23 protein-coding genes and 5 tRNA genes are annotated in these 24,728 nt (G+C 40.5%); 16 read left to right on the forward strand and 12 right to left on the reverse strand.

What is annotated here, in order from left to right:
• The first annotated feature begins 15 nt into the window (after positions 1–15).
• The 4 genes from J3999_RS08585 to serS all read left to right on the forward strand — a co-directional run bounded on the left by J3999_RS08585 (position 16) and on the right by serS (position 3,832).
• Positions 16–648 (forward strand): outer-membrane lipoprotein carrier protein LolA, encoded by a 633-nt coding sequence (locus tag J3999_RS08585; protein ID WP_208127489.1) that lies wholly within the window; start codon positions 16–18, stop codon positions 646–648.
• Positions 645–2,036, forward strand: a complete 1,392-nt coding sequence (locus J3999_RS08590; RefSeq protein WP_243755396.1) for a replication-associated recombination protein A — start codon at positions 645–647, stop codon at positions 2,034–2,036. The genes J3999_RS08585 and J3999_RS08590 overlap by 4 nt, the downstream gene beginning before the upstream one ends.
• A 52-nt stretch (positions 2,037–2,088) precedes the next feature.
• Positions 2,089–2,478, forward strand: a complete 390-nt coding sequence (gene crcB, locus J3999_RS08595; RefSeq protein ID WP_208127490.1) for a fluoride efflux transporter CrcB — start codon at positions 2,089–2,091, stop codon at positions 2,476–2,478.
• A gap of 67 nt (positions 2,479–2,545) precedes the next feature.
• Positions 2,546–3,832 (forward strand): serine--tRNA ligase, encoded by a 1,287-nt coding sequence (serS, locus tag J3999_RS08600; RefSeq protein ID WP_208127491.1) that lies wholly within the window; start codon positions 2,546–2,548, stop codon positions 3,830–3,832.
• A 55-nt stretch (positions 3,833–3,887) separates the two neighbouring features.
• Here the strand turns inward: serS and J3999_RS08605 are convergent, their stop codons facing one another.
• The gene (locus J3999_RS08605) at positions 3,888–4,220 is read right to left on the reverse strand and encodes a methylated-DNA--[protein]-cysteine S-methyltransferase (protein ID WP_208127492.1); all 333 of its coding nucleotides are present in this window, start codon (positions 4,218–4,220) and stop codon (positions 3,888–3,890) included.
• A gap of 103 nt (positions 4,221–4,323) precedes the next feature.
• Here J3999_RS08605 and J3999_RS08610 point away from each other — a divergent pair.
• A tRNA-Ser gene (locus J3999_RS08610) sits at positions 4,324–4,414 on the forward strand.
• An 86-nt stretch (positions 4,415–4,500) separates the two neighbouring features.
• On the opposite strand, the gene J3999_RS08615 is transcribed toward J3999_RS08610, so the two are convergent.
• From J3999_RS08615 to J3999_RS08630, 4 genes are all read right to left on the reverse strand, one after another.
• Complete coding sequence (locus tag J3999_RS08615; RefSeq protein WP_208127493.1) at positions 4,501–4,902, reverse strand: hypothetical protein; 402 nt, start codon at positions 4,900–4,902, stop codon at positions 4,501–4,503.
• Positions 4,903–5,115: 213 nt separating this feature from the next.
• Positions 5,116–5,499, reverse strand: a complete 384-nt coding sequence (locus J3999_RS08620) for a hypothetical protein (RefSeq protein ID WP_208127494.1) — start codon at positions 5,497–5,499, stop codon at positions 5,116–5,118.
• Between the two features lie 328 nt (positions 5,500–5,827).
• Positions 5,828–8,212 carry a DUF3987 domain-containing protein gene (locus J3999_RS08625; protein WP_208127495.1) on the reverse strand — a complete coding sequence of 795 codons (2,385 nt, stop codon included), beginning with the start codon at positions 8,210–8,212 and terminating at the stop codon, positions 5,828–5,830.
• The gene (locus J3999_RS08630) at positions 8,209–8,529 is read right to left on the reverse strand and encodes an AlpA family transcriptional regulator (RefSeq protein ID WP_208127496.1); all 321 of its coding nucleotides are present in this window, start codon (positions 8,527–8,529) and stop codon (positions 8,209–8,211) included. The genes J3999_RS08625 and J3999_RS08630 overlap by 4 nt, the downstream gene beginning before the upstream one ends.
• A gap of 487 nt (positions 8,530–9,016) precedes the next feature.
• Between J3999_RS08630 and J3999_RS08635 the strand changes: the two genes are divergently transcribed.
• The 5 genes from J3999_RS08635 to J3999_RS08655 all read left to right on the forward strand — a co-directional run bounded on the left by J3999_RS08635 (position 9,017) and on the right by J3999_RS08655 (position 15,959).
• Positions 9,017–9,418 carry a hypothetical protein gene (locus J3999_RS08635; RefSeq protein WP_208127497.1) on the forward strand — a complete coding sequence of 134 codons (402 nt, stop codon included), beginning with the start codon at positions 9,017–9,019 and terminating at the stop codon, positions 9,416–9,418.
• Positions 9,419–9,538: 120 nt separating this feature from the next.
• Positions 9,539–13,228 carry an ATP-binding protein gene (locus J3999_RS08640; protein ID WP_208127498.1) on the forward strand — a complete coding sequence of 1,230 codons (3,690 nt, stop codon included), beginning with the start codon at positions 9,539–9,541 and terminating at the stop codon, positions 13,226–13,228.
• A gap of 4 nt (positions 13,229–13,232) precedes the next feature.
• Complete coding sequence (locus tag J3999_RS08645; protein WP_208127499.1) at positions 13,233–13,871, forward strand: hypothetical protein; 639 nt, start codon at positions 13,233–13,235, stop codon at positions 13,869–13,871.
• Entirely contained in the window at positions 13,871–15,133 is a 1,263-nt protein-coding gene (locus J3999_RS08650) for a hypothetical protein (RefSeq protein WP_208127500.1), read from the forward strand. The genes J3999_RS08645 and J3999_RS08650 overlap by 1 nt, the downstream gene beginning before the upstream one ends.
• A complete protein-coding gene (locus J3999_RS08655; protein WP_208127501.1) occupies positions 15,126–15,959 on the forward strand; it encodes a hypothetical protein in 834 nt (277 codons plus the stop codon). The genes J3999_RS08650 and J3999_RS08655 overlap by 8 nt, the downstream gene beginning before the upstream one ends.
• A 427-nt stretch (positions 15,960–16,386) precedes the next feature.
• Here the strand turns inward: J3999_RS08655 and J3999_RS08660 are convergent, their stop codons facing one another.
• The 7 genes from J3999_RS08660 to J3999_RS08690 all read right to left on the reverse strand — a co-directional run bounded on the left by J3999_RS08660 (position 16,387) and on the right by J3999_RS08690 (position 21,170).
• A complete protein-coding gene (locus J3999_RS08660; RefSeq protein ID WP_208127502.1) occupies positions 16,387–16,530 on the reverse strand; it encodes a hypothetical protein in 144 nt (47 codons plus the stop codon).
• 109 nt (positions 16,531–16,639) lie between these two features.
• Complete coding sequence (locus J3999_RS08665) at positions 16,640–17,239, reverse strand: hypothetical protein (protein WP_208127503.1); 600 nt, start codon at positions 17,237–17,239, stop codon at positions 16,640–16,642.
• A gap of 82 nt (positions 17,240–17,321) precedes the next feature.
• On the reverse strand, positions 17,322–18,218 hold the full coding sequence (locus tag J3999_RS08670) for a hypothetical protein (protein ID WP_208127504.1): 897 nt from the start codon (positions 18,216–18,218) through the stop codon (positions 17,322–17,324).
• Between the two features lie 67 nt (positions 18,219–18,285).
• The gene (locus J3999_RS08675) at positions 18,286–18,744 is read right to left on the reverse strand and encodes a hypothetical protein (protein WP_208127505.1); all 459 of its coding nucleotides are present in this window, start codon (positions 18,742–18,744) and stop codon (positions 18,286–18,288) included.
• A 60-nt stretch (positions 18,745–18,804) separates the two neighbouring features.
• Entirely contained in the window at positions 18,805–19,269 is a 465-nt protein-coding gene (locus J3999_RS08680; RefSeq protein ID WP_208127506.1) for a toll/interleukin-1 receptor domain-containing protein, read from the reverse strand.
• Between the two features lie 81 nt (positions 19,270–19,350).
• Positions 19,351–19,905: a hypothetical protein gene (locus tag J3999_RS08685; protein ID WP_208127507.1), complete on the reverse strand. Its 555-nt coding sequence runs from the start codon at positions 19,903–19,905 to the stop codon at positions 19,351–19,353.
• A 119-nt stretch (positions 19,906–20,024) separates the two neighbouring features.
• Entirely contained in the window at positions 20,025–21,170 is a 1,146-nt protein-coding gene (locus J3999_RS08690; RefSeq protein WP_208127508.1) for a site-specific integrase, read from the reverse strand.
• A 750-nt stretch (positions 21,171–21,920) separates the two neighbouring features.
• Between J3999_RS08690 and J3999_RS08695 the strand changes: the two genes are divergently transcribed.
• From J3999_RS08695 to J3999_RS08720, 6 genes are all read left to right on the forward strand, one after another.
• On the forward strand, positions 21,921–22,751 hold the full coding sequence (locus J3999_RS08695) for a hypothetical protein (RefSeq protein ID WP_208127509.1): 831 nt from the start codon (positions 21,921–21,923) through the stop codon (positions 22,749–22,751).
• 587 nt (positions 22,752–23,338) lie between these two features.
• Positions 23,339–23,707, forward strand: coding sequence for a hypothetical protein (locus tag J3999_RS08700; RefSeq protein ID WP_208127510.1), 369 nt, complete (start codon positions 23,339–23,341; stop codon positions 23,705–23,707).
• Between the two features lie 251 nt (positions 23,708–23,958).
• Positions 23,959–24,035 (forward strand) — tRNA-Pro (locus J3999_RS08705).
• A 38-nt stretch (positions 24,036–24,073) separates the two neighbouring features.
• Positions 24,074–24,150, forward strand: a tRNA-Arg gene (locus J3999_RS08710).
• Positions 24,151–24,178: 28 nt separating this feature from the next.
• Positions 24,179–24,254: transfer RNA gene (locus J3999_RS08715), tRNA-His, on the forward strand.
• A gap of 72 nt (positions 24,255–24,326) precedes the next feature.
• Positions 24,327–24,403: transfer RNA gene (locus J3999_RS08720), tRNA-Pro, on the forward strand.
• Positions 24,404–24,728 lie beyond the last annotated feature (325 nt).

A 24,728-nucleotide genomic window follows, 5' to 3' on the forward strand; every position in this document is an offset into this window, starting at 1 on the left:
TTCTAGGAAGATTAGATGTTAAAACACTTGCTGAAAACCCTGGCATTCGGAGCGGCGTTTCTTGCCGTACCGGCGTATGCTCATCCGTTGCAGGATTTTGTCAATCAGTTGAAAACTTTTGAGGCGGATTTCTCTCAGACGCTGCAGGAAGAGGATTATCTGCAGTTCAACCAGAAAAGCGAGAAAGGGCATTTTAAGTTGTCCCGTCCGAGCAAGCTGGTTTGGGAGTATGCCCCGAAGGACGGACAGAAAATTGTCGTCGATGGGGCTAATCTTTGGGTTTGGGATAAGGATCTGATGCAGGTCACCGTACGTCCTATTGCCGAGGTGCAAGCGGATATTCCACTCAGTTGGTTGCTGTACGATGAACGAATCGAAGAGAAATTTGAAATTATCGATGCCGGAGAGCGTCTGGGGATGAACTGGTATAACCTTGAGCCGAAAAAGGGGACCTATTTCCAGAGCATCGAGATCGGTCTGAAGGATGGCGTAATGACGGAAGCTTGGCTATATGAAGGGCCGGACAAAGTGACCAAAATCGTTTTCAGCAATATTCAGATCAATCAGCCGCTGGCCGAAGATAACTTTCGCTTTACTCTGCCGAAAGGCGCGGATCTGATCGGCGAGCCGGTTCAGAACGGACTTTGAAGTCAACTATCGTGACCCGCGTGAACAGTAAATCCTTGTATCAACCCTTATCCGATCGTCTGCGACCACAGACGCTGGATGATTATATCGGTCAGAGTCATCTGCTCGGTAAAAACCGCGTGCTGACGCGAATGCTGCAATCGGGAAAACTCTATTCGCTGATTTTCTGGGGACCACCTGGAGTCGGTAAAACTTCTTTGGCACGTCTTTTAGCTAAACAGTCCGATCTGCAGTTTATCAATCTTTCGGCTGTTCTTGACGGCGTTAAAGAGGTTCGTGCCGCAGTTGAGCAGGCCAAGATGCAGCGTGAGCAATTCAATCAGGGAACTCTGTTGTTCGTGGATGAAGTGCACCGTTTCAATAAAGCGCAACAGGATGCCTTTCTCCCTTTTGTCGAAGACGGAACCTTTGTGTTTATCGGCGCGACGACGGAAAATCCTTCGTTTGAATTGAATAACGCTTTGCTCTCGCGCGCTAAGGTTTTGGTCTTGCGTTCTCTGGATGAAGAGGAGTTACAGGAAGTTCTGCAAAAGGGGCTGTACCGATTGCAGGAGGACTTTAGTGAAGAAATGTCCGCCGAAGGGGAGAGTAGAGAGGTCTCACTGAGTATCGAGCCGAAAGCGGCGGAAATGATGATTGGTGCCAGCGATGGCGATGCGCGTCGTCTGCTGAACTTTCTCGAGCAGGTAATTGATTTTGTCGACTGGCAACCGAAAGATAATGGGCTGCAGGCTAATATTCAGATGGCTCATGCCAAAGAAGTCATTCAAGGCGGCTTAAGACGTTTTGATAAAGGCGGCGAAGCTTTCTATGATCAGATTTCTGCCCTGCATAAGTCGGTGCGCGGTTCCGATCCGAATGCGGCACTTTATTGGTTGACCCGTATGTTGGACGGCGGCGTTGATCCGCGTTACCTGGCCCGCAGGTTGATTCGCATGGCCTCCGAAGAGATTGCTAATGCCGATCCGAAGGCGCTCCAGGTAGCAGTTAATGCCGCCGAAGCTTATGAGCGTCTCGGCTCACCGGAAGGCGATCTGGCATTGGCGCAAGCGGCAACCTATCTCGCGGTAGCGCCGAAGTCGAACGCTGTCTATATGGCTTATAAGGCGGCATTGAAAGACATTAAACAGCACGGATCTTACGAGGTGCCGTTGCATTTGCGCAATGCGCCGACCAAGTTAATGGCCGAACTGGATTACGGCAAGGAATATCGTTATGCACACGATGAACCGGAAGCCTTTGCCGCCGGCGAATGTTACTTCCCGGAAGAGATGGAAGAGCGAGGCTATTACCAGCCTGTAGAAAGAGGCTTGGAGATAAAAATTTCCGCTAAAATGAGGCATCTGCAAAACCTCAATCAGCAAGCGATTTATAAACGCCGTAAATAGAGAAGGGTAACCGGTTTCGAGACTGAACTGAATCAACGGCAAAGGGGATCTTATGAGTATTTGGAGTTGGTGGGCGATTGCCGCAGGCGGTGCTCTCGGTGCAGTGGCACGCTTTGCCGTTTCGCATCAGGTGTATCTCTGGTTCGGGCGGGACTTCGCTTGGGGAACCTTGGCCGTAAATGTTGCCGGATCCTTTGCCATGGGCTTGCTGGCCGTCTTATTGATTGATAAATGGTCGCTGTCGAATGAATGGCGTTCGTTTATTCTGGTTGGTTTTTTGGGTGCCTTTACCACCTTCTCGACGTTTTCTTATGAAACGATGCAGTATATTCAGGTCGGCGAAATGACCAAGGCAGTGGCGAATATGGCGCTCAGTCTGATTTTGACCTTGAGCGCAGTCTGGCTTGGCATAATCGGCGGTAGACAGTTTTTGGCTTCCTAGCGGCGAAAGCTTTGGGAAGCATTCGGTTTGAAAATGATTTGTTTGAAATTTTACTTAGGATAGATAAATGTTAGATCCGAAACGTTTAAGAAGTGATTTGGCGAATGTCGCCGCACAGCTGAAAACCCGCGGCTATGAGTTGGATGTCGCGCAGATTGAAGCGCTGGAAGCGCAGCGTAAAGAGTGGCAGGTTAAAGCCCAGGATCTACAGGCACTTCGAAACAGTCGTTCCAAAGAGATCGGTAAAGCAAAGTCGCAAGGACAGGATATTGCGCCGCTTTTGGCGGAAATTGAAGATCTTAAAACCCAGCTTGAGCAAGCCGAACAGAAGGCGGATGAAGTTCAGCTGCAGCTGGATGATATTCTGGCGGGTGTTCCGAATACTCCGCATGAATCGGTTCCGGTCGGTAATTCTGAAGACGATAATGTCGAAATTCGTAAATGGGGTGAACCGCGTCAATTTGATTTCGATGTCAAAGACCATGTCGATCTGGCCGAGGCACGCGGTTGGTTCGACAATGATGCGGCGGTTAAAATCACCTCTTCCCGTTTCTCGGTGCTGAAAGGTTCTATGGCTCGCCTGCAACGCGCTTTGATTCAATTTATGATCGATCAGCATGCCAATGCCGGTTATGAAGAAGTTTATGTGCCGTTTATGGTCAATCAGGACAGTTTGCGTGGAACCGGTCAGCTACCGAAGTTCGAAGCGGATCTTTATAAGATCAGCAAAAACGAAGAGCATGATACCAACGACCGTGATCTTTATCTGATTCCGACCGCCGAAGTGCCGGTAACCAATCTGTTCCGCGATGAAATTATCGAAGAGGATCAATTGCCGCGTAAATGTGTCGCGCACACTCCGTGTTTCCGTTCCGAAGCGGGATCCTACGGTCGCGATACGCGCGGTCTGATCCGTCAGCACCAGTTCGAAAAGGTCGAGTTGGTGCAACTGGTACATCCGGAGAAATCGCACGAAGCACTGGAAGAACTGACCGCTCAGGCGGAAAGCATTTTGCAGAAGCTCGAGCTTCCATACCGTGTCGTCACTCTGTGTACCGGTGATATCGGATTCTCGTCGGCAAAAACTTACGACCTGGAAGTCTGGTTGCCCGGGCAGGAAGCTTATCGTGAAATCTCGTCCTGCTCGAATTTCGAAGATTTCCAGGCGCGTCGTTTGAAAGCGCGTTTCCGTGGTGCTAAAGGCAAGCCGCAACTGGTGCATACCTTAAACGGTTCCGGTCTGGCTGTGGGTCGTACGTTGGTTGCTATTCTGGAAAACTACCAGAATGCCGACGGTTCGATTACAGTGCCGGCGGCGCTTCGTCCTTATTTGGGCGGAATTGAAACACTGTAATCCGTAGCGGTTTTTGAATGAAATGATTAGCCCGGCTGAGAATCAGTCGGGCTTTTTATTTGCCGAAAACAAACAGTACCTGTTCCAGATCCTGTACTTTACCCTCTTTAATATCGATTCCTTCCAGCTTAAGCAGCTTTTCTTTAGTCTTTTTACCCAAGGCATAATTGCCGATTTCTCCGTTGTTTTTGATCACTCTATGGCAGGGAATAATCAACGGCAGGCGGTTCTTAGCCATGGCGCTGCCGACAGTCCGATAGGCACGGCTATCAAGAGCACGAGCCAGAGCGGCATAGGTTGTAACCTTGCCTTTGGGAACATCCAGCAGTAATTGATAAACCTGTTCCGAAAAGCTTAAGTGGCTGTTTTTATTAAGGTCTTTTTTCATGGCGGACGGCACTTAAAAAAATATCCAAATATTTTAGTAAAAAATGACAAAATTGCCTTGCAAATCTTCGTAAGCACTCTATAATACGCACCCATCAAGACAAGGTGGACTGGCTGAGTGGTTGAAGGCGGCGGTCTTGAAAACCGTTGTAGGTTAGTAGCCTACCTGGGGTTCGAATCCCTAGTCCACCGCCATTATTCTAAGCGCCTGATTTTAAAGGGTTTTCCTTTAAGTCGGGCGTTTTTTATTTCTGCTTAGGTATTCTTCTAGGTATCCCTGATTAATCATTATTATCCAAGCAAAACTTTTGAAATAATTCTTCTTTCATTAAACCATCACCTAGTCTTACGGGATAATTAGTCATATCATTAAGTGCTTTGTCTAGCCTTTTAGGAATAGCTATTCCAGCCTTCATCAGTTCCTCCCTGAATTCTACTACCCAAATTTTTCGTGCAATAGGCAGATATACATTAAGTTGATTAATCTGCTCTTTGGTTAGAGATGGCATTCCCGCACAATATAGTAAGAAGCAAATCATCTTGGGGGTGTGTATGTGGGCGTTGTACTGGATTACCCATCCTTGTTCTTCTGAGAAGCCTCTAAGTAAAGGGTGGATGTCATATATCCCTTTTTGCATATGGGGAACTCTGATGAAGTCAGGAATTCTGATTGTTTGTGTCATCGTTGTTTATCCTTTATACATTGGTCACTGGACTCATTCGGTGGATATTAGTTAATTGCAATGTGAAGCCCGCGTAAGAGGTGGGCTTTAAAAAGTAAATGTGACTGTCTTGGTATTCTTATCAACTAACAGGCTGATAGCCTGATTGGATGCCTTCTGACTTAGGATGCTTCTTGCCTTGCTGATTGCTGCTGCTCTGTTCATCTTTCTTTATCAACTTATTGATGGGTTTGCGGCATTCAAAGCATTTACCAATTCTTTCAGATCGGTAATGTCAGATTCTGTTTTAAGGATGTCCATTAACCACTTGGCATCATGAAGTGATATTTTTCCACTTTTGAGTGCTTTTAATACTTCTTGTGTATTTTCTGCTTCCAGTTTTTTAAGGTCGCTGGCTGATCGGGATAAGTGCTGGATTAAATCCATTGCATTATTAATCGCGAATGCATTGCGGCATGCAAAGTCTTGCTTCTCTCCTTTAAGAACCAATATGTAATCATGAACAAAGGTAGAAAGACCTTGAATCATTACTGCACGAACTTCATCAGCAGTATTTAATGTTTTTACTTCATTAGCTAACGTGTTTCCGGTATTCATAATACTTACCTTGAAAATAATGTAAGTTATTGATTTATAAGATAATTATACTAAATTCTATAGTATAAGTAAAACTTTAATTTTAATAAAAGGTAATAAAATCAATAGGTTGTGTGATTATGTTGGGTTAAGAGGGGGGGGTAAATACCCGCGTTTTTTCTGGAGGGATATTGTTTTTTTAGTGTATAACTCGAGGTTTAAATTTAATCGGGGGGATAAGGTATATATAAGATAGTCTATTTTATAGATATATACTTTTTCTCTCTAAAAACCTTATTTTAGCCCCCCGATTAAACGGGTCTATTTCTCCTACACAATCAAAACAGAATCAATTTCTCAAATCACTATTTAGCTCAATCACCACATCACGGCGGTTAAAGTTGATAAGGAACTTTACTCCTCTACCATTCTTGGTGCTTGTGTATGTCACCCATTGATATTCAGTTAGAACGAGCATAAATTCATCTTCATGACCTCGTAACTTGCTGTTGTCCTTGAGGGTTTTCTTAAGCGCTCCTAAATTGATGCCATTTTGTTGATAATAAGAAAGTTTTTGGTCAGTTGATATTATCAATCGTAAGAAATCTCTGGCTTTTTCTATCGCTGAATGTGATTGATATGCTTTTGTCGTCCTTGCATTCATCTCTTGTGAATATTTATCGAGTTCATAAGCTGATTCAAGGTATTGAGGCTTTAAAGTCTTGCTATAGTTGCCATCCATTGCCTGAAGAATTACAGCTTCCTTAACTATTCTACTGGTTGCTTTATTTCTCTCTTCATTAATTGTTTTGTCTGCAAGCAGCTTTTCATTCTGGTTATATATTTCATTCCGCAGTTTTTGAGCAGAACTGTCTAATTCCATAACCATCCTTTCCTTATCACCACTCAACCAACCCAGCGGGCTAGCCTTTCCTTGAAGTCTTCTATCAAGAAGGTCATTAACAACATCGTAATAGCCAGTCATGGAAGCGACGTTGAGGCCATTACCTCGTTCAACATCAATAAATCTTTGGCCAATCATATCTGGTTCATTTGTGATGTTGAAACGTGCTAGTAATCCTTTACTCCTTACTCTTTCATCAGTATAAAAAGGTGCTAACTTTTCCGGCTGGACAAGGATTATTCCATTAGCAACAGCACTATCAATTTTAAAACTACCCCCAGCATTACCTTTGCTTCTTGTTCTGCTATATGTACCGCCTTGAGAAGCCTTGATTAGAAAACTATCACTGATGTTTGCTTGATTTGCTTCAAATCTACCTAATAAATTGCTGAATACTTCATCCCCTTCATCCGTTGCAATCATGATGCTTCCCCCTTGCCTATGGCACTCTTCGGCCATGCCTTGGTCTGTAGATTCTTGGATATATAAGACAGGTTCGTGCATATCCTTAGATGTCATATTTTTTAATCGAGCAATCTCTAAAGCAATTTTTTCAATAGCTTTATCATTGTGTCCTTTGCTGATTTCCTCCCCTAAGTTATTTTCAAGAGCTTTGATTTTGTTGTTAGTTGCTTTTTTCATTGATTCAGCAGCATGGACGCCATCTCTAAAGTTTTTCTTTAAGTCTCGTTCACGCTCAACTAAAGGTTTAACTAAATTATCGAAAAATGATGATTTGTAGGATCCCGTTCTTCCAGTCATTACCTCAATAGAATTAACTGGTATTATTAATCCATGGTCTTCTTGTACCCAAACACTATTTCCATGACCGCTAGCAATGACGGGAAACATTCCTCTGACACAATAAGACATTGGCATAAAAGTAAATTTGTGTAATGCCTCTGCTGCTTTAACAATATTGGTCGGTAGGAGTGTAGTAGGGAAATTACTTGCTTGAATCTCATATCGAGGCAGTGGTAAAGGCTTCTTAATCTTCTCAAACCCGCTTGATACTGATCGTTGAATATCATCAAACCGTTCCCGCCATGAATCCTCCCCACGTCTTGAGCTTTGGTTCATCAAGCCTTCAATCATTGCTTGAGCCGCTGATTCACTATATCCTTCTCTTGCTAACTTCATCCCTAACTTATTAATGGAATTATGCAAATCTGAGCCTGCTAGAATTTGGTTGGCAGGGCTTAATTCTCCCTGACCACTCCTCGCGGGTTCGTTGGATGAAGTTAGGTTTGGGGCTATTGATTGCACAGCGGGATCATTGATATAGGTTGGCTCCCATATCTCACCATCATGATATTCAAATTGATATGAATCTGGTTTGTTACTACCACCAAAGTACCAAATTCTAGCCAATGTACTATTTTCATACGCCCATTTTAAGGGAAGGTTGAGCTGTTCATATAAACCTCTAGTAGCCGATTCTAGCTGTGAATGATGAACAGGCTTGCAGTGAACTACAATTCTGAATTTATCCTTATCAGTTGTATAGGAGTTATATACAAATCCTTTAATATCATGCTTCTGTAATGCTTTATAGACTTCTAACACGCTTGGCATTTTCCCTCCGTCTTCCAGCGGGCTATCAGCATCAATGATGATCATATGGTATTGAGCATCAGGGCTTATGTATTGCTTCTGTCTGATTTTTTCAGTCCAGTCAGGGGTACACATAAACCAAGGTTGATTATTCTTTTCAACACCTTCAATCAAGTTTTCTTTCTGGAAAGCACCTGCAAATTCTTCAAAGCTGAGATTTTGAATTTCAAAGTTTGGATTCTTTGCACCTTTGCCAATTGGGATTTGTAATTTCATGCATCACCTCCCGTCTTTAGCTCAGAGTCAACAGGGGTTGCACCAACCATCTTTATTTCTTTTAAGTGTTCATGAGCCCAATCCATAACAGTTTCTTTTCTGTATAGGATTTTTCTTTTTCCCGCTTGGATGAATTTAGGGGCAGGGAAGCCAAAGAGCGTTCCTGTAGAGCGTGAGTTTTTAAGAGTATCTTCTGTAACACGAAGAATGGCTGAGACTTCCTTTGGTAACAGGAATTCAATCTCAGACTCAACAATGTCTGGGAGGTCGTTGTTTGTTGAGCTTGTTTTTAAATTTTGATGGGTATTTTTAGACATAGTGATACCTGAATAATTTATTCAAGAATCACCAGCTTTGGATTGCATAACTGGGAGACAGCTTTTAATTCTATGGAAATGCTGCCCTTCTTGCTACATGGCTTTTAAGTGCCTTGAGTGTTGCCTCTGCGAGGTATGCCTATTGCTTACGTCGGCCAAACGTGTTGATTTTACTGTACTTAATTAAAAACTAAGTAAGTTATAGACTATTCTAATCTTTAAAGATCTATTAGTAAATAGCTAGATTTATCCCGCGTTCTTAGGAAGAGGAAAGCGGTTTTAAAAACTCTTTAAAACGAAAGAATAAGGCGGTAGGGGCGGTTATTTTCGCTATAAATCTTTATACGAAAGATAGTTAAATTATCGTCCGGACGGGGTAGAAGTAGTCAATCCAAATTCTTTTTAATTTATTTAGAATAATCATAATTGCTTATTTTTTCAATTTTAAAGTTATACTAAATGAGAAATAATGCTGATGGGGTAGGGTATGTTTGGTTCTATTAAGTCTGCGTATAAAAAATCTCAAGCTGAAGAATTGCTTTCAAAAGTTTTAGTGGCTCATGATCCGTTTAGTCAGTTTAATGGAGAGCAAGATAAAGTTGCCAGCAATCTTATTGAAAATGTTTGGAACGCTAGACCAAACATATTCTCTGGAAAAGAATTCGGAGAACGCCCTAATACAATATCTATATTACTGTTTGCTTTGGCTAATGGTCTTGAACTAGAGAAAGATAGTACTTCAGCTAGGAATATTTACATTATGTGTATGAGTTCACTCTTTCAGGAAGTTGAAGAGAGAGCGGGAGCTTATAAGCTTGTAAAAGTTGATGATGTTTTGATAACCGCATCTTTAAATGTGTTTGAAAAGCATACTTTAAAAAATTGGTGAAATTGTCTAATCAATATATAGGATAAAGTTTGACTTAAACTTCTGGGGAGGGGCGAGTACCTGATTTGAGCTCTAGAAAGAGTCTAAAGATGAGTGGCTATTTTTAAAGGAAGCAAATAAGTGAATTTCTTAAAAAAAGTAATATTGGTTAACTCTTGGCCTAATGGTAACGGTAAGATTCGCATCTTTGATGTTGACGGTGGAGCAATCCTGCAAGGCGGCAACGGCGCGGGTAAAACCAGCACATTAATTCTCCCATTACTTTTTTTTGGAGCGCGTCCTAAAGATGTTATGAAGGCTTCAAAGAAGCATAGTGATAACTTTATCGGTCGCTACCTTCCTACTGACAGTAGCTACATTGTTTTTGAATATGTGAAAAATAATCAAAGCAAGTTGGTTGTGGCTCACTCCCCCGATGGTGAAAATCTTTATTACCTGTTTTGTGAGTCTGCATTTAGCGACAAACTTTTTCTAGATGAGCGTAACCGCTTTGTGAAAGTAGATAATCTTCGGAACCATCTGCAAATCAATAATGGCGTTTCGGTTTATAAAAAACGATTCAGCACCGCCCAGTACCGCGAAATCATCCAGTCGGCTAAACGTTTGCCGTTAAGCCAAAATGACGCACGAACCATTAATGAAGCAAAACAACGTTTCTCATTATGTGAAAAAAATGAGTCAATTGCCGGCTCGGAAAAAGTAGCGGTATCCATTATCAGTAGTAGCCCTAGTTTTCAATCAATCAAAGAACTTATTGCACAGGAAATTGAAGTGTTTGACGGTGGTGTGCAAGAGCAATTATCTAAAGAAACTAGTGTTAAAGAACTTCAACAGCAAGCTACAATTATTCGCCAAACAAAAGGCTTTTTGACCCATCAGGAGAAGGTCAGGGAGTTGTCCGTACTTAGTCGTGCCATTAGTAACCTCGAAAGAGATTTGGGCCAATTAAAGCATCAGGCTTTAAGTCGGTTTAATGAAGAAGAATCTTTGCTATCTCGCATCAAGGGCGAAATAGAAACTCGCATCACAGACTTCTCAAGTTACGAAAGTAAATACAATGAGCGCAATCGCCAATATAACGAGACTCTTAGCCAGTTAAGAGGTGATGTTTTAGATGCTCAAAGTCGTGTAACCAAGTTAATAACTGATTTTCAGGCCTATCAAGAGCAAGGGATCGAAGATAAGCGTAGACAGGGTGAGAAGGTTGGTGAGCTAACTACAGAGATCCAATCCCTAAATCAGCTATTAGATAGCCTACAAGGTGCGTTCGATAAGATAGACCGGCTGTATCAAAGCCAGATAGAAGCATTAAAAGAGTCGTTTAACGAGCGTATTAATTCGGAGAAAGAGCGATTATCCGACGAAAAGTCCAAAGAGGAATCCGTTCGGCTGGACATTCAGTCTAAACAGCAGGGAGATCTTGAAGTTTTGGGCACCAGTTTCCAAGAGAATCAACTGCAGAACAACAGATCCAAGGTCGATATTCAAGTGGAGATTGGGAAGCTGGAGCACCAAATTTCCTATCCATCCTCTTCTGAATTGGATCGCCTGATTACTCATAACAAGCAAATAAGTAGCGATCTGGCTGAGAAACAAGCTGCTAAATCCGAGCGCCTAGAGTTGCTTTCAGCTATTCGGGATGAGCGCCACAGCAATACCGTAAAAATAGACAGAAACAAAGCTAGTCAAGAACGTCTGAAAGAACACTTGGGTACTCTTGGTACATCAATCGAAGACTGTAAGAAGTCGCTTCGTCATGTAGATTCCATGTTGTTCTTCAAAATTGCGAATCTAAGCCCTGAAAAAGCCAGCGTCGCATCAAGAGCCTTGACGTTGGAACTTCTTAAGACTCCTGTTAAAGAAGAGCTAGTAATCAATGGTGACGATAACGGATTGCTTGGCTTTGATATTGATACCAGTCACTTACCTCCGCAACAGGTTTTAGATAGAGAAGAGTTGGAGCGTGAACAATCCAAACTAGAGCAAGACAAGCAGCAAACACATGACAAACTTACCCAGTTTGCTCAAGAACGCACCGAGTTGGATAAGGAAGCCAGTACCCTTTATCGCCAGTTCAGTGCTGCCGAGGTTGAATTGGGTCAGATTAACCTAGAAATAGAACAGCTAGAGACACGATTCAACCAATCTGAAATCGATATTAAAACCGAAACCCGTAAGCAACAAGAACAAGCCAAACAACGCAAACGTGACCAAGAGGTGTTGTTGAAACAATGCCAAGAGAAAGAGGACACTCTATTAAGTGATTACGAATCAGCCAAGAAAAAGGTCAAGCAGGATTCTACAAGCAAGTTAGATGAGTCATTCGAGCGAATTAGACTGAAAGAGGAATCCTTGCTCCAGTACGAATCTGAACAACGCCAAGAACTAGAACAGAGAATAGCAGAACTGGAAACAAAAAAACGTAACGACCTAACTGAACAAGGGGCACGAGTTGAAGAAATTGACGCTTGTAGAAAGTCTATAGCGGAACAATCGAACAAGTTAAAAGAAGCAACAGACGCAAAAGCAGAGTATGACCGTTATTCTGCATGGATTGATGGTGAGTATATCTATTTGTCAAAATGGGAAACAAAGCTCAATAAAGCCCAATCTGATCTGAGTAAAACAGTAGGTGAACACCAAAAACTTACAGAAGAATTTAGAAAGGCGTCTGAAGAACACAACACCAAGCTTACAGAATTGAATAAGACGCTACAACTTGCCAGCCATGAAGTGATTACACTACGCCAACTACTGGACGGGTATTTGTCTAGCATTCCTGCCAAGGAAAATAACGACACGCCCCCACCCGCGGACAGGCTTCAAAAACAGGTTAAATCTATTTTTCACGATATTGGTGAACACGATAATAACGGTAAGCATTTGTTTAGACGAGTTATGACCGGATTTAGGCAGTATCCAGAGTTATTTACTCTTTGTAAGGACTTGTTACTTCAGGAGGGGTTTGACGAACTAGATACTGATAAGAACTGGAAAGTTTTAACCATTTCTCTTAGTCACCTTATGAGCGGAACACTTGTTGAGCAGATTGACACCATCAAGCAGGTGTTTAACGCCAAGTCACAAGAGTTGGTGAGTCTGGATGAAAAACTAACTGAAACAGAAAGCAGAATCACCTTAAAAGGCCGTGAAATCAGCCGACAATTCAATCAATCTGGAACCAAATTTGAAAACATTGATGAATTGGAAGTTAAAATTCACTCTAGTTTATCAAGATTGCCGTTTAGGAAGTCATTGGCAAAAGCTGCCAGCGCCTTTAATGAAGCGAAGTTATTAGCAGAGCATGAGTCACCATCAGATGTCTATTTTGATGTGATTGCCAATGCTGTCAGGGATATTGCCGAACAAAAATCAGGGTTGGACGTATCGCAATTTATTGAAGTATCGGTACGAGTCAAAAACTCCAATGCCGACCGTTGGCGAGAAGCGGTAAATGACCGAGAGCTTGAGGGTATTTCAAGTGAAGGATTGAGTTTCTTAATCCTTATTTCACTTTATGTGGCGATTAAGAACGTAATCCAAAAAAATCACAGTGCTGTACTGCTTTGGTCGGTTGACGAGTTAAGCCGAATACATCCTGATAACACCCATGAATTAATGAAGATTCTTGAGAAGGAAAAAGTCCAGCTTTTCGGAGCTACTCCAAAGGCAGACCCTAAAGTGGTCGAAATTTTTAATCACTTTTATGAGATTAAAACAAAAGGTGGAATTCACAAGTTTAGCGATAAGAGCCGTATTTCAGCCCAAGAAGCTATCTTGAGCCATATTCAATCGGTACGGGAGGGATAAAACTATGCGTGATGATACGTTGATGATTCGTCAGCTAACCAACGGGCAAGTATTATGTTCCGTTACAGCTCCCGATGCCGTGGCTTACTTGAAAACTGAGATAGGGCGCGAAAGTGTAGATGATGCGCTGCATTATCAAGGTATGACTTTGGCGCATTCTGAATACCAAGACTACTGGTATGCCGTTTATAACGACCTAAACTTTAAGCCGGATGCCTCCGCTATAAGAAGGGAACTACAGCACGTTTTCAATACGACAGAACCATTTTTGTCGTTTATGAAGCTGGTTATGGAGGCTAGTGGTGAAGACCAGTATCCCGATATTGAGCATGACTTCTATTTTGGGAGTGTTTTATCGACCATCGAAAACAATGATACTCTTGCCAATGATCTTGTAAAGCTAACCAGCAAGGCTTTTTTCAAAAAGGCCAGTAACCGAAGTACGCATAGTGAACGATTGAGAACGGTTGTTGATCTTATGGAGTCCGAGGGGATTATTATTTCTGATGATTCTGGTAGCCACTACACCTATACAGGTAAGCTTGCGTACCATATAGCTCTAGTAGAACGTGTGCTAGAGATTCAAGTGCCTGAATTGCTAGATGATGTTGAAGATGAGCAAGGTTCATTGGAGTTGGCTTAATGAATCCATCCGAAATTAAGTTGCTTGGGGAAGCGATAGCTCAAAATGCACAGTTTTTATCCGACTTAGATTATGTTGAATTAGATCCGCTAGAAAGAACCGACTTGCCTAGAAATATTGGGTTGCTAAAAAACGCCCGCGTTGTTGATGAGGTTGAAGATGGTTATTTTTACCCGGGTGAAAACTATGAACTTCTGAAAAAAGCGATTGGTTCAAGTCGATATGAAGCCGATACAACACCCGACATTGCTGAATGGCTGGAAAGGCTTTCTTTTTACGTCGCCAATTTCTTTGATTCATTGAGTAATGATGATGATGCAGTAACGAATCATAAGCGCCAAATTTACCGCCATATCCGACAGCTAGAATCGAAACTAAATGTAGCAATCAGAGAGGCGGATTATCAGGTAAGCAATGAATTTGGCAACGTCAAAACCATTGAAGCCAAAACACGGTTATCACAGCATTATTTATCCATTACAGAATCGATATTAGGTCGTTTAAGCCGGATTCAGTTCAGTAACCTTACCGGATTGCTGCCGTACCCTAATTCGGATATGGATGTGGTTATGGTTGAATTGGATAAAAAGCTTAATCGTTTGCGTGGGTATTTGCGAACGGTCATCCTAAAAATCCAAAAACTCAATATATCATTCAGAAAAATCGAAGCCCGAACCAAAAAGCTTAATCGCCTGTTAACAGCTATTCAGAACAAGGCAATTGAATTAGATGTGGAATTTGTCGATGTGAACAGCTTGCCACAGATTTTTCATAAGGTTGAATTGAACGGTATTATTCCAGTAGCGCACTTTAATGCCATATCCCCATCGGTATATGAAGAAAGCAGGTTCAGAGATATTGCTTCTAAGTTAAAGCTGAATAGAGAGCAGGTTAAAAATAGAGAACAGAATAAAGACTATGTTGCGTATCAAGAAGATGAACCGATAGAGCAAGCAGAGGATTTGTTTGAAGTTCAATTCGAGCAAGAAAAACAAGTTTTTGTCGCATATCTGTTTAATTGTGGAGGTTCTGAGATTTCTTTAAGAGATTACTGGGAGTCCACGAGCTCTCTTTCTACATTGGTTGATGTACGTTCATGGTTGTATGAAATGGTTAACTGGCTTGGGGAGTTGGAACAGGATATGGATAGCTATGAATTTAAGTTATTGCTAATCAAAGAACCTGTTTGTGAAAAAACCGATGTGTTTATTGTTTCAGACGTAAAGACTCAATTTTCTAATAAGCCTGTTCAACATGTTTAATCAACAACAGCTAAAAACCCTTCAAAGTATTATCGCAAAAAGGATGTCCTATCAGAGTAAGGCTAAGTGGTTGATAGGCTTTTGTGAAGATACCGGAATTGGCTCAGTAAAAAGCAATATCGCCTCATTTGGCATAAAGGATATTGAATACCTAGAGAGTTACCTTATAGCTAATGGTTTTCCAATAGAAAGTCTTTCATCCGATTTTGACGATAGGATAGAAGCATCTAAGTATGTTGGTAACGAAAAGATAACGAGTAATGCTGTCACCCATGAACATGTTTTAGCCTTATTCCCGAAACGGAATTACAGTCTAAATCATCAAAATTTGCCGCGAGGAAGAGCTTTAGATTTGACTGTGCAAGAGGCATTATCTCTCAATGTGAAAGAAGTGATTGTTGTTGAAAATTTAGCTGTATTCTTAAACGCTATTCACTATTCAAACCTGTTATCAATGCTCTCTAATCATTCCATGCTGATATTTAGGGGGATGGCAGGATGTTACTCGTTAAAAGGTTCTGTGAGCTTGATAGGGCTATTTAAAGGTGAAAGGGTTGGCTTGTTTGACTTTGACCCTGTTGGATTGAGCGCGATTGGTCACAAAGACCTTGATTCAATGTTAGTGCCGGACTTGGGGGAATTAAGAGATAGGCTCGATAAAAAAACTCTAGTGTCTGATCCGATGAAGTATTCGAGTCAAAAGGCCTTAACTACATCGGACAGTTTGAATGCGCATGCAGAATTTATTAATACGAATAGGCTTGCTGTATCTCAAGAGTACATGATCGCTACAAATTTAAAGCTAGAAAAAATTAATCTGCGTTAGTGATATAGCCTTCGAACAAATTTAAAGCAGTTGAGGTTAAACCGTTGACCTTGATGATGTGTTATTAAGTGGACGAGATAGGTATATATAGGGTTGATGGCGCTCTACCCTGAATTTGGGGAATAGGGTCATATAGAAGCCAATTGCTTAGGCTTGAGTTTAATATAAGTGGGGGAGGGTATCCGATTGAATCACAATGGGATATCTAGATGGATACCTCATTCTTTCATACTCTTCAAAAGCCTTTATTCAATGGTTTTGGTTGGCGTGGATACAAACCTTATTAAGGTTCGAATTAGCTACTTTGAGAAGGCTTTGGTTAGGTCAGTTTTGCGACGGTCTGAATAAATTTAAGCTAACCGGCCACGCTTTAGCTCGGTCATTAAGTGTATTGTTATGTTAATTTTAAACATTGAGTGAAAATAACTTAGGGCAGAACCCTGGCGGCAGTTTGAAGAGCTATTGCTGTGGGTAAAGACTCAGGGAACAAATAAGAACTAAAAAATGCAAGCCATCCAGTGATGACCAGGGCGGTTTCAAAACCGGCTTTTGTTAACAGTTGTTTTTCCATAGGCACCTCCCTTTTAAAGTTAGTGCCGCCCGGATTCTGCTCCGCAGTGCGTACTGCCCTAAATTATTTCCATATTTTTAATTAACAATCTGTTTTTAATGTTAGCTTTTTATGCCAATAGCTCACCAATAGCTCCTACAAAGGTTGGAACCTCAAGCAGGTGCCACCATTGTTCATTGTGATGTCTTCCACCAAGCCGAATATTGTTTGTAAGATGATTCCACTTAATAGGTTCTGGCTCTGGAATATCCTTGTTTCCTGATTCTTCTGTAGCATACGACCACCCTAACCAATTGTGGTGGTCTATTTCATGACCACCATTTTTCGCTTCTTGGATATGAGGCTCGACAACATCTGCATGGATAATTTTATTGCACACTTCTCTGAGTTTCATTTCATCAAACATCATGCACTGGTAGTGTTTGTTGACAGCTTTCATAGCTGACTCATAAGAAGATCGGAGCTCAGAACCATTTGGAAGGCATTTCATTTGATCGTCAAGCACACGAATAGATATTGCCACCTCAAGTAAGAGTCTACTGATTTCACGAAAGAAATAGTTATCTTCTAGTTTTGCGATGGCATCATCTCTTGTATCAGGATCGCAATGCCGGGCAATTTCTTTATTTGCATAAAAATGGCAAATAAGTCGATAGGCATTTAATTTAATTGCCTCCCTGTCGAGAACGTAATTTGATGGTAACTGCATATTTTATTTGAAATCTAAAGTTTAAGCTAACTGGCTGCTCGTTAGCGAGGTCAAGTTAAGCGTAATGTTAGGTTGAAATTTATTAACGTTCATTCATTTTATTGGTTAGTTTTATTAACAAATTTTTATCGTCATCAGAAATCCCTGGACGTGGATTTACTCCCCATTGAGATGAGTGAACAAGAAGGTTTCTGGATTCAGAGCTAGCCATGAATGAAAATTTAATTATTGTTCCGATGATTTTTTTGTTTTTAGTTTTATAAATAGTTTCCCAAACTTCAGAGTTTTCTTGGATGAAAGAGTCCATAGTTTGATCAATGTAAGACTTTAGTTTTGAATCATTTTCGGCTACAAGAATATCGTTTGCTGGATTAATTAACTTGGTTACTTCAATAGCGACCACACCTTTATGTCTTGTTCCAATATTTCTACCAATATGACTTATTAATTGTTTTGAAGCTTTTTTTATATTGGCCTGAAGCTTTTTCTTTGAAAAGATTCTTTTACACTCAATCCATATCTTTGTTTTTTCTATAGAAACTCCTGTGTCGGTAAACGCATCTAATATTGCTTCGATACCTTTTTCAGGGTTATGTGATTTAGCAGCTACTAATGCTTCAAAGAGGAAGTTTCGAGCTTCTGTTGAAGTGGCTGATTCATCGTGAGAATGAATTGGGCCGTTCACACCTTTTTGGAGTTTTTCAATTATGTGATGAAGGTTATCTGTAGGTTCATTTCCAAACGCTTTATAGATTTCAATAAAATCATAGATTTCAAATAATGAACTAAAAAAATTTGGGAACTCATTCTTGACTTCCAAATCATCAGCATCCCTATAATTGTCTTTCCAGTATTCAATGGTTTTATGGTAGTGTTTTATTCTGCTAGCACTAAACTTGACGCCTATTTTATTTAACCAAGCTAAGGCTTCAGAATATTGTTCAAATTTATCTGAATATGATTCTGTTGGTATATTCATTTCAACCTAACGTTTAAGCTAACCGGCCGCGCGTAAGCGCGGTCAGGTTGAGTGTTTTGTTAGAGCATTAATCTACTCTTATCCATTTTTCAGACCTTTCAATTCTTTCAAGAACAGTTTCATCTTCATGACTAGAATATCTAAGTCGTTCTATTTTTTCTGTAAACTCATTAATAAAGACTTCTTTGTTTTCATATGAACCATTAACGACAATGTTTTCTATATTGCCTTGATTGTCTTTCATTGAAATAACTAAAGCTGGTTTTGTTCGTTCAACTTGATTGAGTTTGGGTTCAACTTTATCGATATAAATCTGCCAGAGCAAGCTAGCAATCGCTGCTACTTCTGCACTTCTACCAAGTACGCCTATCCAGTTAATTGAGGCATAAATGACACCTGGCTCAAAAACTTGTTTGAATAGATGAAAATCATCAATCTCTTGAGACAATACTTGTAACACAGTATTTTTTTCTGGGCCATGCTCTATATTGGCTAATGCACCAAAGAATTCAATTGCTTTTGTCATAATCAGCTCGTTTCTCTAGTGTTCTAGCTACGCGTTATTACGGCATGATTGAGTGAGTTGTTATGCTTTTTTTTGACTTAATAGCCAAATCAATGCAGCACCTAATACCAACCAAACAATCGGTTCCCAGCTTTTAGATTTTGCAGTACTAAAAACAGTTGTTTGAATCCAACTTAAGACTTTTTCAGGGCTTTCATGGAACGGTATATATTTAATATCACCAAGAGCGATAGGCATTTTGGATTCACTATCAAGTTTGATTGGTACGATTGTTTTGTTTTCAGACTTAGCTAGTTCAATTTCTTGTGCGACCCATTTTGAATCTTGAGAGTTTGAAGACCACATTAATAAAAATAAGTCTGCACTTTTAATAGCAGGGTAAATTTTTCCGGTTAAAGACTCCCCTGGTTCTACTGAATTTTCAGCAAAAAAAGTTTCGATATGAGGGTTTTCAAGCATCCCTTTAATATGATTCACTGTATCTAAATCTTTGGTTGAATAGCTAATAAATACATTAAATGCCATATTGTTTCCTATGTATAACGTTTAAGCTAACAGGTCACGCGTTAGCGTGGTCTGGTCGGGTTGAGAGTATTTTACAAAGGTTCAAGGTGCTAACTTTAGCCCTATATTAAAAAATGCAAACATAATACCTGTAGATAAAGTGGCGCCAATAGCATATAAAACCCAGTGGTATTTAGTTAGAAATGCTAACAATCGGACAAGAGAAATTGATGCTAAGACTAGGGCAACAAAATATAAAGAAAACATATAAATTGCAGAAATAAAACCGCCATATTCTTGAAGAGCCTGTTTTCCTGTGTAAATTAATACAGTAGCCAAAAATGCAGCCAATGCTTGCTCACCAAGAAAATTTGAAAAAACAGGGAAAGTTAGTTTTGATTTCTTGTCAGGTAATTCCAAAAAGTCTTTGATTGTTTCATTTGAAATCGATTCAGCTTTCTTACTTATGAATGGTAGAGAAATTACTACAGCACTCAATAGGTTAATAAAAACGGCCGTAAAAATTATTTGTTCTGATAATTTTTTACCTTCAATAAGGTCTCGCGCTAACAAATAATCTAAATATGCAATTAAAACTAAAAAAATAACTGAAATTATTGATTCCCATATCCCATAACCGAATAATTTTTTGTTCACGTTTTTTCCTCGTTGTGACATATATTATGAGGGCATTTTACCCCTGCATTGGGTGGGTATTGTAAACAAAAATAGGGCATAAAAATTGTGCTTATTAAGTAGAATATCTTACATTGTTCTTATAGCTTGTCTACAGCGCTTTTTAAGTGGTCTGGAGAAAGGTGGGCATATATCTTAGTCATCTCAATAGAACTGTGTCCGAGAAGCTCGCTCACTGTATAGATATCAATGCCTTTCATAACAAGTTTTGAAGCGAAGGTATGTCTAAGATCGTATAGTCTAAAATCAATTAATTCCGCATTCCTTCTTAATTTGTACCATGCTTTATTCACACTGACAATCGGCTTGTCAGCATTCATGTTGGACGGGAATACAAGTTCATTTGAAGGGCATATTAACTTCCACTCGGTCAATCCAGAAAGTAGCTTTTCATTGATAGGAATGTGCCTTGTTTGGCCTGTTTTTGAAAACGAAGCCTGAACTGTTAGAAGCTTGTTAGTAAAGTTAATATCATCCCATCTAAGATTGAATGCTTCTTGCGGTCTTGCCCCTGTATTAAGAAGGACTGTAAACAGAGGTTTAATATGGTCATCTATCCCGCGTGAGTGAATTGCTTGCCATAACCTTTCCTCTTCGATTTCACTTAAAAACCTCACAACACCTTTCTTATCAGTTTTTAGGCGTTTGAATCCCTCAATGGGATTCGAATTGATTAAGTGCCATTTAACAGCTTGGTTAAGAAGTGCTTTTATTGCATTGATTGCTCTGTTGACTGTCGCTGGTTTGATGTCATTAGAAAGCTGGCCTGAAACCCATTTGTCTAGCTTTTGCGGTGTTATGTCTGTTAGAGCTAGGTGCATGAAATCTTTGAAGCGAAGCTCTATTAATCTGATAGTTGTTTCAGGACGTTTTTGATTCGTTTTTATGAAAGGGTAGTATTCATTATCGAGGTAGTTTCTGAGTATGAGCTTGGTGGTTAAAGCGGCTTGTTTTCTATCTTCTACTTTCTGTGCTTGTGGATCATTGCCAAGGGCGATTTCAGCCTTAAGTTGCTCAGCTACTTTTCTCGCTGTAGGTACAGAGATATCACCAAACTTACCAATTTGATATTTACGCAGTTTGCCAGTTTGTCTCCATTTGAAGTAGAAGGTTTTGGTGCCAGACTTTGTGACCTTTATTTTTAGACCTGTAGTCTTAGGGTCAGTGACTTCATAGTCTCTGTCCTTAGCTTCAAGTTTGCCAATTTCTGAGTTAGTGAAGTTCATCTCTAGTTACCTCAATGTCTACGGGGATATTATATTGTAAAAATATCGGGATGGATACAAAAGGTATCTGTATAGGTATCTCCAATCTGGTTACCAAAGATAACTTTTGATTACCTTTAGTGACCAATGGTGATTGAGGTTTAATTTCTTAAATCCTTTGTATAAAAGGGTTTTTAGGGGGTAAGGTGTTATGATGAGAGGGGTGTAAAGAATTTTATGTTTAAGCCTACCTGGGGTTCGAATCCCTAGTCCACCGCCATTATTTCAAAAAGCTGAACAGAAATGTTCGGCTTTTTTCGTTTTTAAGCACCGTGTTTACGGGATTGCATAGATCATTACCAATTTATCTCAGTAATCCGTTTTAGAAAGGTCTACTGCTATCAGTGAGTAAGCGCATTGTGCAAAGCACAATTTGAATCAAACGTTTCAAATCCACCAGTAAACTTCTACGTCATGTTTGATGCAGATGGTCTTTACCTCGAAGCCTCTTTCTCAAAAGCTTAAAGAGCTGGCGATACCCTTACCAAAAACTTCATAAGCATTTGGACAGTAAAGTCAGGCGAGAAACGCTCTGAACAAGGTTCACATGTACTCCGATACTGCAGAAACTATTTCCTGGACTTGCAACAATTTTGAAGGTTTTAGTTATTTTCCCTATGTTCATAAAGGTCTTTAAGCGTTTGTTTTTTCTTGAAGTTTTAGTACAACCATGCAAAATTCAAATTTTATAATTTTATTTGTGAGTACATAGTGATGGTAACAAGTCGGCAAGGTGTATTGAAAGGTGTAGCGGTTCTTCTTTTAACCCTGGTTTTTGTAGTGATTAATGGGTGTGCTGTTACAAGTCAGAAAGCACTACAACCAATGGATTGGGTAGGTCAGTCTGTTGATGAATATCCTGTAACGGGGGCAGGAGATTTTGATCGGCTGCGAAATAAACCGGTTAAAGTCGGATCTTATACTGCAAAGGTTAGAACTCAATCTCCGTGGGGATCTTTATCTACCAGCACCATGTCTAGTACTGATGTGATAATCAATACAGGGACAGCGGAAAAAGGCCATGAGTTACGCAGTGGTTCAATGGAAACAAACAAAGACGCTGAACTTGAAATTCATTTGGTCGGTTTAGAAGGGCTTTCAACGGATATTCGATGTAGACAAAAACTGGAAATTGAGTATGACAAGACGAGTGTTACGGATTCAAAAGGGAATAATGCTTTTTCAATGTCAGACTTAAAGAAATATTCTTCAACTCTAAATTGTCAAACAGGCAATGAACAAGATTACTGGCCCAAGTGGCAAATGAAGCTAAGTAATAGTAAGCCTGAACCGCTTCAGGGCGTTCTGATAGTTGATGGAATCGAATATCGAGTTGTGGGTAGTCGGTCCTCCAATATCGGTCATGCCCCAAATACGGTTAGTTACGATGTTAAGTTGAAGAATGAAACCATTGCATTGATTGATCGAAGTGGTGATGGAACGGTTAGCGTCAGGAAGTCTGTAGAGCAAAAACAGAAAGCGGCGATGATTTCAGTGGCTGTTGCATTGTTGTTGGCCAATGATCCCTTAGATCGAATTTAAACACTTCTCTGTTGTTTTTAGACAAGGTGGTCTGGCTGAGTGCTTGAAGGCCGCGATCTTGAAAAGCGTTCAAGGTGAGTAGCCTACCTGGGATTCGAACCCCCTGTCGTCATTATTTCAAAGAGCCGAACAGGGATGTTCGGCTTTTTTGGTTTCTGCGCTACAGATTTTTTGATGTGAATGGTTCTGCGTGGGTTTTGACAAATTGATTCAGTGAAGCTTTTTATACCAAACGGGCAGTTAGTGTCTTTTAGGCTCGTATCCGTGTCCAGTCTATTTTGGCTATCTGTTTTTGTGCCTTAAACTTGTCGCGGAGGTGAAATCTAATGTTTTCAGGCGCGGCTTTCCGGCAGGATGCCAAATCGCTGTACTGACCTGTGATCCTGAAATTTTGCTGATTTCAATTTTGATCTAAGTTTCTTTTTTATCTTTTATAGATGCGTTTTCTATTCTTTATCAGCCTTAACTTGCATCGGAAATTTATCAATTTAAGGTAAAATATTTTTACCTTTGGCTGTTATTTATGTACTATGACTACATAAATGTTTGTTTTTATTCGGTTTAAGTTTGCCGTTTGGGTGTGTGTTATGGATTCCATTTTATTTCTTATACTCCTGTTTTTAGGTTTATGGGTCGTTTTCACTAAAATAATGGGGAGGTTTGTATACTCCTCATTTTTCTCTATATATGGTGGTATGCTGGCTTCGTTAATCATGCTTTCCTGGGTTACGGATTACGGTGTTGACGGAGATAAGCTTTCATCGCATAACATTGCGCAAGCTTCTGCTGCGGATGAAGATTTAGGTATTGATTTTGATTCTTTGGAGGCAACCGGTGCTGGTTCGAGCCAGGATAAGTTGAATCATCGAGCAGACGACGAGTGTATGGCAGGATCAACGGATGTCGAATGCATGCTCAAGGAACTGCAAGAATCCAGAGAAAGTCTGTTGAGATAAAGTTCCTTTCAAGAAAATATTGTGGGAAACCACTTTAGTGGAAGCTTTTCTTACCGCTTTAATCGCACTTCAATCAAGCCTTATTATTGAAGCCCGCACATGGTTATCGCAGAGTGCGGTTTTTTCTTTTTGAGGGCTTGAAAAGGGCGTTTTGACGAGCTTTGGCATTTCTAGGAAAAAAATAAATTATTTTGTAATTTGCCAGTTGACACCCTAGGCTGCGCTCTATACAATACGCCACATCTTGATTTCGGAGTATAGCGCAGCCTGGTAGCGCACCTGTTTTGGGTACAGGTGGTCGGGGGTTCAAATCCCTCTACTCCGACCATTCAATTTGGTTCAAGGTATTATGTGGTTCGATATTATGCGCCCATAGCACAACTGGATAGTGCATCGCCCTTCTAAGGCGAGGGTTTCAGGTTCGAATCCTGATGGGCGTGCCATTTACGGCGTGTCAATCAACATCCTACGGCGGATGTAGCTCAGTTGGTAGAGCCCAGGATTGTGATTCCTGTTGTCGCGGGTTCGATCCCCGTCATTCGCCCCACATTCTGAAGATTCGATTCTTTTCGGGTTTTCAACAAAAGTTAAGTTTCATCTAGGACTTAACTTTCTGTTTCGGAGTATAGCGCAGCCTGGTAGCGCACCTGTTTTGGGTACAGGTGGTCGGGGGTTCAAATCCCTCTACTCCGACCATTTATTCTTTTCGATTTCTTTGTCTTTCTGATTAATATCGTTATTGCTTTTCTTGGCGTATTGTTTTCTCTGCGAAAATAGAATCGTTTTCCCCGTTCTTACCTGATACTGAAGCGGCTGCTTAAGTACTTCTGGGCCATTCCTAAATGGGTCTTGCCATCAGAGTGTTTTCATTTGGATTGTTATCAAAAAATTTCCTTACTAACTTCACGTTCCGAGATATGTTGCTGATTTGAAAAAATTGTTGTGTTGCTGCGTAACACAAGATAATGTTTTCATTAGTCGGCATAAAACCGATAAAGGTGCATTTAACGATAGGATAATG

The sequence above is a fragment of the Thiomicrorhabdus sp. 6S3-12 genome (genome assembly GCF_017571475.1).
Lineage (GTDB): Bacteria > Pseudomonadota > Gammaproteobacteria > Thiomicrospirales > Thiomicrospiraceae > Thiomicrorhabdus.